Origin of the sequence: Paenibacillus gansuensis (assembly GCF_042684925.1) — a bacterium.
Classification (GTDB): Bacteria; Bacillota; Bacilli; order Paenibacillales; family DY6; genus Paenibacillus_N; species Paenibacillus_N gansuensis.
Genome location: NZ_JBHUME010000011.1, coordinates 117,775 through 130,838, shown reverse-complemented (window position 1 = coordinate 130,838; position 13,064 = coordinate 117,775). Strand labels below are relative to the sequence as shown.

Annotated in this window: 12 protein-coding genes; 9 read left to right on the top strand and 3 right to left on the bottom strand. The window is 53.2% G+C overall.

Annotation, left to right across the window (positions count from 1 at the left end; translation table 11 throughout):
- The first annotated feature begins 195 nt into the window (after positions 1 to 195).
- From ACFSUF_RS17935 to ACFSUF_RS17925, 3 genes are all read left to right on the top strand, one after another.
- The gene (locus tag ACFSUF_RS17935; protein ID WP_377605002.1) at positions 196 to 951 is read left to right on the top strand and encodes a sulfite exporter TauE/SafE family protein; all 756 of its coding nucleotides are present in this window, start codon (positions 196 to 198) and stop codon (positions 949 to 951) included.
- A gap of 45 nt (positions 952 to 996) precedes the next feature.
- Entirely contained in the window at positions 997 to 2,253 is a 1,257-nt protein-coding gene (locus ACFSUF_RS17930; protein WP_377605000.1) for an MDR family MFS transporter, read from the top strand.
- 887 nt (positions 2,254 to 3,140) lie between these two features.
- Positions 3,141 to 4,262: a peptidylprolyl isomerase gene (locus ACFSUF_RS17925; RefSeq protein ID WP_377604998.1), complete on the top strand. Its 1,122-nt coding sequence runs from the start codon at positions 3,141 to 3,143 to the stop codon at positions 4,260 to 4,262.
- Between the two features lie 37 nt (positions 4,263 to 4,299).
- Here ACFSUF_RS17925 and ACFSUF_RS17920 read toward each other — a convergent pair whose 3' ends face one another.
- The gene (locus tag ACFSUF_RS17920; RefSeq protein WP_377604996.1) at positions 4,300 to 5,034 is read right to left on the bottom strand and encodes an MOSC domain-containing protein; all 735 of its coding nucleotides are present in this window, start codon (positions 5,032 to 5,034) and stop codon (positions 4,300 to 4,302) included.
- A gap of 133 nt (positions 5,035 to 5,167) precedes the next feature.
- Here ACFSUF_RS17920 and ACFSUF_RS17915 point away from each other — a divergent pair, with 133 nt between their 5' ends.
- On the top strand, positions 5,168 to 5,914 hold the full coding sequence (locus ACFSUF_RS17915; protein WP_377604994.1) for a YqcI/YcgG family protein: 747 nt from the start codon (positions 5,168 to 5,170) through the stop codon (positions 5,912 to 5,914).
- Between the two features lie 275 nt (positions 5,915 to 6,189).
- The gene (locus ACFSUF_RS17910) at positions 6,190 to 6,900 is read left to right on the top strand and encodes a phosphatase PAP2 family protein (RefSeq protein WP_377604992.1); all 711 of its coding nucleotides are present in this window, start codon (positions 6,190 to 6,192) and stop codon (positions 6,898 to 6,900) included.
- 96 nt (positions 6,901 to 6,996) lie between these two features.
- Here ACFSUF_RS17910 and ACFSUF_RS17905 read toward each other — a convergent pair whose 3' ends face one another.
- Positions 6,997 to 7,296 (bottom strand): HNH endonuclease, encoded by a 300-nt coding sequence (locus tag ACFSUF_RS17905; protein ID WP_377604990.1) that lies wholly within the window; start codon positions 7,294 to 7,296, stop codon positions 6,997 to 6,999.
- 15 nt (positions 7,297 to 7,311) lie between these two features.
- On the bottom strand, positions 7,312 to 8,445 hold the full coding sequence (locus ACFSUF_RS17900; RefSeq protein ID WP_377604988.1) for a conserved virulence factor C family protein: 1,134 nt from the start codon (positions 8,443 to 8,445) through the stop codon (positions 7,312 to 7,314).
- Between the two features lie 443 nt (positions 8,446 to 8,888).
- Between ACFSUF_RS17900 and ACFSUF_RS17895 the strand changes: the two genes are divergently transcribed.
- The 4 genes from ACFSUF_RS17895 to ACFSUF_RS17880 all read left to right on the top strand — a co-directional run bounded on the left by ACFSUF_RS17895 (position 8,889) and on the right by ACFSUF_RS17880 (position 13,064).
- Positions 8,889 to 9,668, top strand: a complete 780-nt coding sequence (locus ACFSUF_RS17895; protein ID WP_377604986.1) for a C40 family peptidase — start codon at positions 8,889 to 8,891, stop codon at positions 9,666 to 9,668.
- 185 nt (positions 9,669 to 9,853) lie between these two features.
- Complete coding sequence (locus tag ACFSUF_RS17890; protein ID WP_377604984.1) at positions 9,854 to 10,786, top strand: lysylphosphatidylglycerol synthase transmembrane domain-containing protein; 933 nt, start codon at positions 9,854 to 9,856, stop codon at positions 10,784 to 10,786.
- Positions 10,783 to 12,255, top strand: coding sequence for an alkaline phosphatase family protein (locus ACFSUF_RS17885; protein WP_377604982.1), 1,473 nt, complete (start codon positions 10,783 to 10,785; stop codon positions 12,253 to 12,255). Before ACFSUF_RS17890 ends, ACFSUF_RS17885 begins: the two co-directional genes overlap by 4 nt.
- On the top strand, positions 12,252 to 13,064 hold the full coding sequence (locus ACFSUF_RS17880; RefSeq protein WP_377604980.1) for a glycosyltransferase family 2 protein: 813 nt from the start codon (positions 12,252 to 12,254) through the stop codon (positions 13,062 to 13,064). The genes ACFSUF_RS17885 and ACFSUF_RS17880 overlap by 4 nt, the downstream gene beginning before the upstream one ends.

Sequence of the window (13,064 nt, the reverse complement as noted above, 5' to 3'; positions counted from 1 at the left end):
TTAGTGTAGCAGTTATCCTAAAAAAAAGTAATTTAGGTCATTTCGGCGAAACCGCCTCCTGTTTCCTCCCCAAAGATCAGTGTATCTCGTCCCGTTTCCACTAGCCCTGCAGGGCGAAAGAGCCTATACTTAGAACATTGTTCAATAAATGGTCAAAAAGTTGTAGCCACAACGATATAGGGGTGTTTGCGCTTTATGGAATGGGATTTGCTGCTATTTCTTATGGCTGCCGGGTTTTTGGCGGCTTTTATCGATTCGGTTGTCGGGGGAGGGGGGCTGGTGTCCTTGCCTGCTCTGATGCTAGCGGGGCTGCCGCCGACGGTGGCGCTCGGCACGAATAAGCTGGCGAGCTCGATGTCTTCTTTGACGAGTTCGCTGTCGTTTTTTTACTCTGGAAAAATCAATGTGAAACTCGTACGCTGGCTGTTTCCCCTATCGCTGATCGGCTCCGCCGCGGGCTCCTATCTGGTGACACTGCTTCCCTCCGAATTTCTCAGGCCGCTGGTAGTCGGTCTTCTCATTGTCATTACGGTGTACACCTTGTTCCGGAAAAAGAAAGCCGATGAAGCGAAAGAAGTGTATATAACGAAAAGAGTGCTGATATTGACCGCCGCGTTTGCCTTGGCGCTCGGGTTTTATGACGGATTTTTCGGGCCGGGAACAGGAGCATTCCTCATTTTCGGATTCGTGTTAGCCGGATTTGACTTCGTCAAAGCGGCGGGCAATGCCAAGGTGCTGAATTTCGGCAGCAATGTGGCCAGCTTCGCCACCTTTGCCTTCCTGGGCCACATCAACTACGCTTACGGCATCCCCATGGGATTTGCCATGATTGTCGGAGCCCTAGCGGGTTCGCAGCTGGCAATCCGAAAGGGGAGCGCTTATGTGAAGCCTCTTTTTCTCACGGTCACCGTGCTGATGATCGGCAAACAGCTTTATGATTTAATGGCGTGAATGGTTTCCTGAATCAGTTGTAAACAACGTGAAGGAGTGGGAAGTATGGATACGGAAGGGAGGTGGCGGGCGATGAAGAAACTGTCCAATCCGCTGAAGGGGTTTCATCCGATAGTCCAAATGCTGCTTGCCGGCACCGTGTTTGCCCGGGCGGCCAGTTCGATGAGTCTGCCGTTTCTGGCTATCTACCTGGCTAAATATACAGACATGGACCCGTTTATGATCGGGCTTACGATCGGCTTAGGTTCTTTAGCGGGAACGTTGGGCGGATTTTTCGGGGGACATCTGTCCGACCGGTTCGGACGCCGCCTGGTGATGCTGTCGGCTGTGTATTTATGGGGGATCGTATTTATCGGTTTTGCTTTTTCCACAGCTGCTTGGCTGCTGGCTCTGCTTAACATTTTGAACGGCCTTTGCCGGTCCTGGTATGAGCCGGTATCCCAAGCGCTGATGGCGGATATCACCGAGAAAGAGAAACGGTTCAAAGTGTTTTCGCTGCGCTACATGGCGATCAATATCGGGGTGTCGGTGGGACCGCTGATGGGCGCCGCTTTCGCATTGGTGAACGGCAAGCTGCCTTGGCTTGTTACAGGGGTTTTTTATCTAATGTATGCCGTAACGCTTCAGCTGCTGTTGAACCGGTTCGGAATTCGCGACATTGAGGGTGAGAAGAAGGAAGGGGCATCGTTGAAGGCCGCATGGAACGTGATCCGGCTGGATAAGGCATTCCGGTATCTTACGCTTGGAAACATTTTGGTGGCCATCGGGTATTCCCAGATGACTTCGACGCTGTCCCAATTTATCGGGGATCACTTTCGGGACGGTACGGCGCTTTTTGCATGGATGATGAGTATCAATGCCATTACCGTCATTGTGTTCCAGCTGCCGATGGCCAAATGGGCCGAGAAGCGCACCCCGTTAATGGCCATTGCAGTAGGGAACCTGTTCTATGCATTAGGAGATGTAGGTTATGCTTTCTCATCCTCGTGGTGGGCAATGATTCTGTCAATGATCGTGTTCACATGGGGAGAAATCCTTACGTTCCCGGCAGGCACGGTACTCGTTGACCGCATTGCCCCGGAAGGGATGCGCGGCACCTACTACGGCGCCCAGCAGTTCTCTTCGCTGGGCCACTTCGCCGGCCCTTGGCTGGGCGGCTTCCTGCTCCAAGGCTACGGCGGCCCGACCTTATTCATCGCCGTCGCGGTCATCTCCGTAGTGTCGATCCTGTTCTACCGGAGCGGCGAGCGCATCCAGGAGCGCAAGCTAGCATCCGCCCAGGGTCCCGGCCTCTCAGCTTAAGCCGGGGGAAGCGCCGCGACCGCCTACAACCGCGAAGATAGCCGGAACGCCGGACAACCCCGGACGCAGGCCACCCTCAAGTGACCTGACAAGTGTCCTGTGTTGAAGGACAAAATACATTCCTATCTCATAAAGTTAAGGGAGTTAATTCTATATATGACGTACTAGGAGTTAATCCTAATACAACATCTTGTGGGCGCTTCAGGTGGATACACATACCCCTGTTTGTCCTCCTTTGAAGAAACACGACAAGCCCATTTGTCCATATAGTGAGGACATTTTTGGTCAAAAACGATGTTAAAACATGGTTCTACTAATGGTCAATGGGCAACAACCGGGAGCTTCGAGAAGAGATGTCAGTTTGTCTACCCCAAGTGTACATTGTAGGAAAAATGTCTTTCTAAAGGAGGACATGGGTACAATATGGACTCGGAGGGCCAGATACACAATATATAGGGTCCTAATACCAGGTAATAAGGCGAAATATGGATTAAGTTAGGGGCATCAAATAAATTGCAAATGTCAACCTTTTGAAAGATAAATTCCTGAATTTTTGTGTAGGGGACGGACAAGTAGGGTGCGGTTGAGTATGGTGTGCGTGGCCGTAGCGGTAATACAATGCGAAGTTAATGCGCGAAAGTTTAATGGCGAGGGAAGAGACAAGGAAGAAATGAGATTTCAACGCAGCTGCATTCCGGGCCAGCGCATCGAACATTGAACATCGAACGGTTACATAGTATATAGACCGCGTGGATTGTCAAAGGCTCGGTCAATACGGGCAGGTAATTCAACCGGAATTTTTCCCGTAAACACTAGTAAAAAAGGATTTTACTCTGCCTTAAGTGAATTTACTAAGTTGTATTCATTTTGAAAGGCGGGAATTGATTATGAAAGATAAGATCAAAGGACTTATCGTTGGTTTAACGATCGGTTCATTACTTAGTGGTACAGCAGCTTTTGCGGCAAGCAGTCATATGGAAGCAGCGTTCCGAAATCTTACTTTTATGTTTGATGGCATCAAAAAAACACCTGCGAACGGAAAAACTTTAGTTTATGAAGGATCTACCTATGTCCCCCTTCGTTTCATTAGTGAAGCTCTAGGGAAAAAGGTTGAATGGGACGCTGCGAATGAGACGGTTTGGATCGGCTATAATCCTAAGCGTATCGTGGCGACTTATAAAGGCGGGACGGTAACGAAAGGTGAGTTTGATACCTTCTTATCTCTGCAACTACTTTTCAGCCCAGACAATGCTGCATCAAAAGACAAGCCGGAATATCAAAAGAGCGTTCTCACTCAATTAATTCAAGATAGAATTTTGTTCGGCAGAGCGTCAGAAGCCGACCGAGTCGCTGCAAAAGAAAGTGCAATACAACAAATCGCCGCCTGGAAAGTACAACTTGGGGATGCTAAATTTCAGAATGATTTGAAAAACCTGAATATAAGAGTAACAGACCTTCAGAATTACTTAGTTGTCAGGTTCGGGGCGCAGAATGGTATTAATTCCACTATAACCGAAGCCCAGTTAAAAGCTAAATACGAGGAAAATATCAAGACAAATAAAGATGATTATACGATTGCATCTGTTCGTCATATCTTGATCGGACTGAATAATAATGAAGGCAAACCGCTTCGTACAAGAGAAGAGGCACTTACCTTAGCGAAGGATGTGCAGCAGAAGCTAATGAACGGTGAAGATTTTGCTAAGCTGGCCCAACAATTCTCTGATGATCCAGGCTCCAAAGAGACTGGAGGTTTGTATGCTGACGCCGATGTGAGTCTTTGGGTTCCCGAGTTCAAGCAAGCTGTCTTAAAGCAGGCAATCGGAACGGTTGGTGACCCTGTAGAAACACAATTTGGTTATCATGTCATCAAAGTAGAATCCAGATCCGTTACATCTTTCGACTCCGTAAAACCAAAGTTGAAAGCGTCCCTTGGACAAGCGCTATTACAGCGATTTACAGAAAAAGAATTGCCCGGTTTAATTGAAAAATTCGATGTAGGTAAATAAATGGCAGCCGGCCCGAATAGGGCCGGCTGTTTCCATGTTAGTCGATTACATACACTGGATCGCCGACAAAGATCAGCCCCGTCTCGACCACGGAGGCGTAGACGCCGAAGCAGAACTCCTGATCCTTCAGCGTTTTCAGGAGGGAGGGGTCCTTCTCCAGGTTGTCGGGATCGATGGTGATCATCACGCAGCGCATGCAGCGCTTGTTGACCTGCAGGACGGTGTCGCCGATCTGGACCCGTTTGCCGATCCAGTCCAGCTCGGCGAGCGGCTTGTCCTCATCCAGCGACACCACCAGGTTCGGGCGGAAGCGGACTTCGTCCAGCTTCTTGCCCCACTGCTTGGCGAGCGCGCGTAAAGACGCGTCGCTGAGCAGGAGCACTTGCTCGGCATCTACCCCGAGCAAGTGCTCCTCTTTCGGATCGTACGTTTCCAAAGCCAACGTACGATCCGAATACCGCTGGACCGCCGTCAGCAAGGCGTCGTCCCAGCGGTATTCCGCCCCGTCCGGTCCGGTAATCCGGACGTCGGGCAGCCCTTCTGCGCCGGCCGCAGGCGCCGCCAGCTCCGCCTTATACGAGAGCAGCTCCGGCGCCTGCCGGGCTGTAAAGAAACGGTCCCAGCCTTGCAGGGACGGATCCACAACCGCCCGGCCGCGGTCGCCCAAAATGCCGTAGTGCATAACGTCCGCTTCCTGCAAAGCCTCCCCCTCAAAAGATTTCACGGGATACCGCATAATTTGAGCGATGTCCCCGACTGCCTGTTTGTTCATGATGCATAGTTCCCCTTCATGGTTCATTTTCTCAGAATTATATCACAGCCCCCGGCCGCCGCCCAATTCATCAAGGACATTCACCCATCCGGATCATCTGTAATATTTTGGTTATAAAAGGAGGGGACCGCAAATGCCTATTTTGGATACGGAGACCATCCACAGCAGCTTTACGAATGATTCAGATTGGAAAAAAGAAGCATACCTGCAATTTGCACAACGGCTTTCCGACAAAAAACATAAATTTCCCTGTATCCCCGCCACTATCGGATTTCAACTCCGGCATTTCCGGTATGCGTACGTTAGCGACCCGCGCTCTGAACAAACCGCGAAAGAACTGGCTGAAGCACTTAAAGTGTACGGCGTGCAGTCCAGGAGCTTTGGAAAGTATACGTCGTTAATCGTCTTTTTCCACACCCCTGCGGAGGTAGCGGATCAATATTCGGTAGAGGAATACCGCTCTTTGTTCTGGAGGCTCCTCGATCAGGCAAGCGGGCTGGATGAAAGCGAGTGGCCTGCTCATATCCCGCAAGACCCGAATCACCATGTCTGGGAATATTGCTTTGGCGGTGAGCAGTATTTCATGTACTGCGCAACGCCCGCGCACCGGTTGAGGCAGAGCAGGTACTTCCCGTACTTCGTATTTGCCGTAACGCCGCGTTGGGTGCTGCAGGAATTTAACGCGCAACCGGAACGGGCGGAGGAAATCAAACGCAGCATCCGGGAACGAACCGCCAAATACGACGACATTGGCATCCATCCGGACTTGAACCTGTACGGGAGCGAGGATAATTTCGAGTGGAAACAGTATTTTTTGGGAGACGATGACGTGCCGGCAGCTGGCTGCCCCTTCGCTCATTTGCATAAACCGAATGGATAACAGTGAAAGGAGCAAACACAAAGTTTATTTAGTATGTATCGGATGAGTCCACTTACTCTACTGGAGCTCGTCGATGGCGGTTTAACTTCCCAGTAAATCCTTACGGTTAAGCCTAGTTAATGGGGGTTAGCCGGGAAACCGGCGGAGATCCTGTTTTGGTGTTTGTGGAGCGCATTCCGGTGGATGTTCAGAAGTACACAAAATTGTTTATAATAATCATAGAACCAGGAAAGCAAAATGGGTTTCTCACAACACACACAAAGGATCGAACTCTAATGGACTCTATGGACTCTACCCGGAAGCCCTCCTTGCATCCAGGACCTAAAACAAAGCTGACTGCAGCTTTGCTGGTCAGCTTTGCCTGCGCGGCAGTATTTATTATGCTGGCGTTATTGATCGACAGGCCCTCCCTTTACCGGTTCGACCATGCTGTCATAGAGGCCGTACAAGGGACGGAGGCACCATGGCTTACGGAAATCATGAAGGGCTTTACATTTATCGGATCAGGCGGCAGCGTAGCGCTGATTACCCTGGTGGCTGCCGTAGCCTTGTACTATGTCCTGGGTCACCGGCGTGAACTGATCCTGCTGCTGGGCACCGCTGCGGGATCGGCGCTGCTGAACACCATTCTCAAAGTTGCCTTCCGGCGGACACGGCCGGATATTAACCGGTTGATTGAAATTACCGGTTACAGCTTTCCGAGCGGGCATTCCATGGCCGCCTTCACGCTCTATGGCGTAATCACGTACTTATTATGGAAGCATGCCGTTTCAGTATGGCTCAGGGTGCTGATTGTCGGTATCAGCGCGGTGATGATTGCGGGCATTGGAGTAAGCCGCATTTATCTGGGCGTACATTATCCGAGCGATGTGGTTGGCGGCTTTTTGGCCAGCGGATGTTATGTAGCGCTGTCGATCCAGTTTTACCGGAAGCTGCGGAGCCGTAGAGAGAGACAAGCAGACGAAAACCGGATGAAGAGAGTGTAATCGGACACGAAAACACCGTACTTCCCATTAAAGGGGTGTACGGTGTTTTTCATGTGAATTATTTCGTGCATTTGATGAGCATTAGCCGTGTTGGTGTCATTTCACAGGATGTTGGCGGCTGTTCGACTTGCGGGTGCGGATTAGCACGGCCGGCGGCTGTTTGCGGATCCAGCGCAGGTACTTTGCGATTTGCCCGTCACTTTGAAGCGCCTCGATCGTGTTCAGCCTCAACGCCAGCTCCTTGTTCGTATACAGCGCATGAATCTGTTTGTGGCACGGAATACATAGATCTGCTGTGCCCAGGAAGGTGCCGCCTTCCTCTTTGGGCGTCAGATGATGTTTCGTGGTCTCTACATCCTCACGGCCGCACAGCTCGCATAGGCCGGTCCGTTCCATGCCGCGCACACTCCTTTAGGTTTGACGCTTCGCCATCTGCTGCCAGACGGTGCCGGCCGCTTCTTCGCCGGACTCGATGCGCTCGATCGCCATCTTCGCCTGCAGGCTTACCTCAAACTCGGGATCCTCAGCCGCCTCCCGCAGCGCGGGGAGCGCGGACTCGTCCCCGAGTTCGTACAAAAACCGCGCGGCGCGCCACCGCACAAGCTTGTTCGCGTCGCGCAGCGCTTCGGACATCGGACCGGCCGCCTCGGGCGCCCCGATGTCAGACAGCGTGTCGCCGGCTGTCCGGCGTACGGCCGGCGAACGGTCGCGCAGCGCCGCGAACAAGTGCGGCAGCGCCTCCGGCACGCGCACATCGCCGAGGTACACGGTCGCCAAACGGCGGACCGAGACGTTCTCGTCCCGCACCGCGACCGCGAGTAAAGGCAGCGCCTCGACGCTCGGCTTCAGCTGCTCCAGCGCCGCGTACCGGCTCTGCCAGTCCGGCTGCGCCATGGCAGCCTCGGCTTCCGCAAGCGTCAGTGCCTTTGCCCGCGCGGGACGCGCCTCCGCCGAAGCCTGCGGCCCCAGCTCCAGCGCCCGCTGGACGAGCTCTTCCAGTCGCTCGTCCGGGTAAGCGGCGTCGAGCTCGCGCAGCACCTCGTCGGCGACTTCCTGCAGCTCGCCGTAGCGGACGCCCAGATCGCCAAGCACCCGCTCGGTGATCATGGACGCGCCGGCCGCGCGGTGCACCGCCTGCGAGAAGCGCTCCGGCATCGCGGCACGGACCTCCTGCGCGCCGCTTCGTACGCGGATCTGCAGCGGCAGGCCGCGGAACGTCTGCAGCAGGACGTGCACTTCGCCGTAACCGGCGTCCGCTGCGGATCCGCCGACTGCTGCTGCGGCGCCTTCGCCGCCGAAAATCTCCCCGGCAGCGGCCAAAATCGCCGGCCAATCGGCGTTAGGCCTGCGATCCACGGCAATGAAATCCGCCGCCTGGAATACGCTTTTTACGCCGTCGACGGCCAAAAGCCGGCGGATCAGCTCAGGTGCGGCAGATGCCTGATCCGGAGTAAAGGTGCGCCGGGCGCCTTGAGGCAGCGCCTCGTCCAGATTCAGCTTCATTGTATTTGGACTCGGTGTCGGCTCAATGGAAACGATTTTCATAGTAGAGCAAAGCCTCCTTTATAATAAATGGAACAACGCTCCATTACATGTGGTCTATGCTCCTATTGTAAACGCCCGTTCAGGGAAAGAAAAGCCGAGCAAAAGGGGGACTTCTGCATAACGTACAGGCTGCGCCTATGTTTACTAGGGACACGCGGCTCAGCAAAACGGCTATGATGCAGTGGGAAGGGGCTGCTGAATTTCCTTTTTTCCTTTATGGTGATCTCTTTGACAGCATATTATGAGGGCATTCCTAAAAATTATAATTTCACTTAATGTCAAGAGTCTGTGCTAAGGAAATTCTAATCATTTTTTAATAAAGCGGTATCAACCGTTGGCGCTCTAGGGTACCTGCAGGCCATGGCAAATGGTGGGTGTGTCAGCTGTGATACAGTGAAATCAACAAATAAAACGAAACTTACTACGAAACGACGGAGGTACTCATGAACAACAAGAGAACTCAACTGCCGGCCTTGCTGCTGGGTGTCGCCCTTACGTTGTCTACCGGAGCTGCGGGTCTTCTGACTTTCGTGCCTGCGGCGCATGCTTCCGCTGCGACGGCTTCCGTTACTGCCGATAACATCATTGCCACAGGGAAACAGTTCCTGGGAACTCCTTATAAATTTGGTGCAGAATCTATGAGCACCAGCAGTTTCGACTGCTCTTCCTTTATCCAATACGTATTTATGCAAAATGGAATCGATCTTCCGCGTTCCTCCCGCGAACAATCCAAAGCAGGCGTACACGTAAGCAAAAATGCCCTGCAGCCGGGGGACCTGGTCTTTTCCGATACGGATCAAGACGGCGAATTGAACCATGTTTCAATTTATATCGGCAACGATCAGTTGCTGCACACCTACCGTGTAGGGATCGGTGTAACCGTATCCCAATTCAGCGGCAGCACTTGGGACAACACCTATGTGACGGCCCGCCGGGTGCTGCCGGAACAGCAGGTTTCGGAACGGCAGACGTCAAAACCCGCTGAGGCGGTACAGTCTTCCGGACAAGGTGAAGACAGCTCCGCGCAGAACGCCTCTCCCGTTGAATCCGGCTCTGCGCCAGCCACACCTGGACCTGCGGCACCTGCGCCTGCAAAACCGGAGCCGGTCGCACCTGCACCTGCTAAACCGGAGCCAGTCGAAACAGCACCAGCCGCGCCTGCGGACGATGCCAACGGCGCCGGATTGAATGGTTTCCCTTGGTATAACCTGTTCAGTTCATAACACTGTATGATACAGTGAGACGTTTCTTCTGATGAAGAAACGTCTTTTTTCGTTGCAATGGTCCGCTCCGGTTGTTAGGGTTAGTATTACCTAATTCTACAGTCGCATTACCTTCCTATTGGCTCATCGCTGCCCACCCGCAAATTTCTTTTGACAATGATTCTCATTCTCCTTATAATGCAGGCATGAAGAGATGGATATTTCGTTGCGCGGGGCTGGCTGTGCTGGCTTTTGCCGCGCTGCTTACCTTTCGCTATTTTGACAAATCGTTGGTTGATACATATTTCCGTAAAGCTTTACGTGAGCCGTTAGGGCTGGCCGGCATGACTGCCGCTTATTTGGCAGCTTTCCTGTTAAGAGCGTGGGCCTGGCAACTGTATTTGAAAGGGAAGGCGTCGTTTGGCGCCTGCCTGAGCGGGCTGCTCTACAGCCTGCTTTTCAATCATTTGTTGCCGGTTAAGGCAGGGGACGGTCTCCGCGTTTTCTATATTGCCCGCAACGGGGTTCCGTGGGGTGAAGCGTTAAGATCCACCGTGGTATTGCGGGTGCTGGATCTCCTGGTGCTGGGCGGGATGGCTGCTGGCGGGGCAGTTTTGTACGGATTTGACTTATCCTACCGGTTTCTGGGCTACTGCGCTGCCGGAGGGATTGCATTTCTCAGCGTCCTTCTGCTGCTGATCCGGTCCGGGCGGGTCTCATTCCTGTCGGGCGAGGCTCTTTGGTCTATGATCCGGAGTTTCCGGGGGCCAAGGGGAATCGGGCTCTTCCTGCTGACAGCGGCCAGCTGGGTTCTCGAGGCAGGGGTGCTGCTGGGAACGGTGGAGATTACAGGATTATCGCTGTCTGCACTGGAAGCGGTGTGGGTTAATGCCGTAACGATCGCAGGGCAATCGTTCCAGATGACGCCGGGCGGCCTGGGGACCTATGAAGCGGTCATGAGCTTTGCGTTGGTACAGACGGGATTGGAAGGGAAGCAGGCGTACGCTGCCGCTCTTCTGTCTCATGGATATAAGTTTGCGTTCTCTTTCGCCGCGGGGTTGGCCGTTTGGCTGGTCAGCCCTCTTCCGCTCAGGGATTACCGTCTTTTTCAATCTAAGAAAGGAAGTACTGTTCTATGAAAAAAGCCTCCGGCTTTGAAATCATCGCTGCCCGCTGTTGGAATCTGCTCAATGAAGGCAAACCTTTTACACCTATTTTCGTTATCGGCACTTATTTATTATTTCATGCCGGGGATTGGACGGAGGCCGGCTTTTGGGGGCCGGCATTGTCCGGATTGATCTCTATATTGCCCTTGCTGGCTGTCTACTATTGGTATGATTTTCCGCTGCTGCTCCGCAACTACCTTTGGTTCCCCCTGTTAGGGTATTTGGTCATTTGGAACGAGTACCATCTGGCACTCTCTTTTACGGCATTGGGACTGTTCTATTTCTTTACGGTATTTTTCTGGGGGACGTTCTATTATCACTTGCGCATCGGGACATCCTGGATGAATTTCACGAGGTTCTGGAAGCTGGTGCTGAAGAACAGCGATTCCACAAGCGGCAACGCAGCCGAGCAAATGCCTAAATTCCTGCTGCTGCTTGGGTTATGGGAAACGCAGTACCTGCTTGCTGCCCAGGAGTCGTTCCTTACAGCATCCAATGTGGGTACTGCAGCCGCCTTCACTGCGGGAGTGTGGCTGTACAGCTGGATTTTGCACCGTTATCTGTTCGACTGGAAACCGAAGGAGTCTGAGGGCTACACCGCCGACAAGCCGTCCGACGGAAAAGAGATCTCCACTAAGGTAATCGTGATCGTCATCGACGGAATGCGGAAGGACCGCTATGATGCGGCCAATACGCCTTTTTTGGACAAGCTGCGCCTGGAGGGGACGGAATACACGCTGATGGAAACCGTATATCCCGCCAGAACCGTCGTCTGCTTCTCCTCTATGTTTACGGGCACGTATCCGCGCGAACACGGAATCAAGTCCAATATGGTGTGGAAGCTGGGAATCAAGGTGGAGAGCATATTCGACTCGCTTAGGAAAGTAGGGAAGAAAGGCCGCCTGCTGGGGATTGCCCATCTGATTGACTCTATGGGGGATGACGTGGAAAGCGTTACGGCGGTTATGCATAATGACTTGGCCGACCGTAATATTATAAATCGGGCCAAAAAGATTATGGCCGAGCAGAACCCGGATCTTCTGGTGGCCCAGTTGATCGGTACCGATCAGACAGGACACAGCATGGGTGTCTTATACGATGAATATATTGTGAAAATCGAGGAAGCGGACCGCCTGATCGAGGAATTCGTCGGTTGGATGGAGGGGCGGGGCATGATGGACAACACGACGCTTCTGATCTGTGCGGATCATGGACAAGCGGACGGTATCGGCGGGCACGGACATCTGGATGAGGGAGAGCGGTTCGTTCCGTTCTTCCTATATGGACCCGACATCGCCAAAGGCAAGAGGGTGGAAACCCGCGAGAGCCTCATATCGGTCGCACCGACTTTAGCCTATCTGCTGGGGGCTCCTTATCCCAGCCACAGCAGGGGACGGGTGCTGGCAGAGGCGGTCGAACGCCGGAAAGAGGTTCGGGCATGAAGCAGCAGAAAGTGATTGTATTTCTCCCCGCTCATAATGAAGAGCTGTCGGTCGGAGAAGTGATCCGGGCAGTTCCCCGTCATTTCATGCCGGGTATCCGCGTCGAGGTGCTGGTCATAAATGACGGCTCCACGGACCGTACAGAGGAGGCCGCAAGGGAGGCGGGAGCGGACCATATCCTTTCCTTTCCTGCAAACCGGGGGTTGGGTAACGCCGTCCGTACAGGCATGCGGGAGGCACTCAGGCTGGGTGCCGATATCGGGGTCATGATCGATGCTGACAACGAGTACCCTGCAGGGCAAATCCCGGACTTGCTGAAGCCGATTTTGGACGGGACTGCGGATTATGTGTTCGGATCGAGATTCAAAGGGCAGATTCACGGGATGAAGCTGCATCGGCGGTTAGGCAACTATGCCTTTACTTTGCTGCAATGCCTCCTGCTCCGGCGCTGGATCCGCGACGGACAGTCCGGAATGCGGGCTTTCTCGCGCCAGGCTTTGCAGCACGGGGAAATCCGGCACGACTACAATTATGCCCAGGTGTTAACGCTGAATCTGGTGCGCAAAGGGTTCCGGCTTGCAGAGGTGCCGATCCGCTATCGGGTAAGGACGAAGGGACAATCGTTCATTAAATTCCGGGCCTACTTCAAAGCCGTACTTCCTGCGATGATCCGGGAAATGCGGCAGCCGGCGCACAAGGTTAGAATCGATAAGCAGGCACATGTGATGGACAGGGAGATCATAAGGCCGGAGGACGGGTTGAAGGGACTTGGGGACAGTGACAGGGAAATTCCTGAAGTTGCTCTATAA

Coding starts and splice junctions, on each gene's coding strand:
- ACFSUF_RS17935 (WP_377605002.1), top strand. CDS start 196: ATGGAATGGGATTTGCTGCTATTTCTTATGGCTGCCGGGTTTTTGGCG.
- ACFSUF_RS17930 (WP_377605000.1), top strand. CDS start 997: ATGGATACGGAAGGGAGGTGGCGGGCGATGAAGAAACTGTCCAATCCG.
- ACFSUF_RS17925 (WP_377604998.1), top strand. CDS start 3,141: ATGAAAGATAAGATCAAAGGACTTATCGTTGGTTTAACGATCGGTTCA.
- ACFSUF_RS17920 (WP_377604996.1), bottom strand. CDS start 5,034: ATGAACAAACAGGCAGTCGGGGACATCGCTCAAATTATGCGGTATCCC.
- ACFSUF_RS17915 (WP_377604994.1), top strand. CDS start 5,168: ATGCCTATTTTGGATACGGAGACCATCCACAGCAGCTTTACGAATGAT.
- ACFSUF_RS17910 (WP_377604992.1), top strand. CDS start 6,190: ATGGACTCTATGGACTCTACCCGGAAGCCCTCCTTGCATCCAGGACCT.
- ACFSUF_RS17905 (WP_377604990.1), bottom strand. CDS start 7,296: ATGGAACGGACCGGCCTATGCGAGCTGTGCGGCCGTGAGGATGTAGAG.
- ACFSUF_RS17900 (WP_377604988.1), bottom strand. CDS start 8,445: ATGAAAATCGTTTCCATTGAGCCGACACCGAGTCCAAATACAATGAAG.
- ACFSUF_RS17895 (WP_377604986.1), top strand. CDS start 8,889: ATGAACAACAAGAGAACTCAACTGCCGGCCTTGCTGCTGGGTGTCGCC.
- ACFSUF_RS17890 (WP_377604984.1), top strand. CDS start 9,854: ATGAAGAGATGGATATTTCGTTGCGCGGGGCTGGCTGTGCTGGCTTTT.
- ACFSUF_RS17885 (WP_377604982.1), top strand. CDS start 10,783: ATGAAAAAAGCCTCCGGCTTTGAAATCATCGCTGCCCGCTGTTGGAAT.
- ACFSUF_RS17880 (WP_377604980.1), top strand. CDS start 12,252: ATGAAGCAGCAGAAAGTGATTGTATTTCTCCCCGCTCATAATGAAGAG.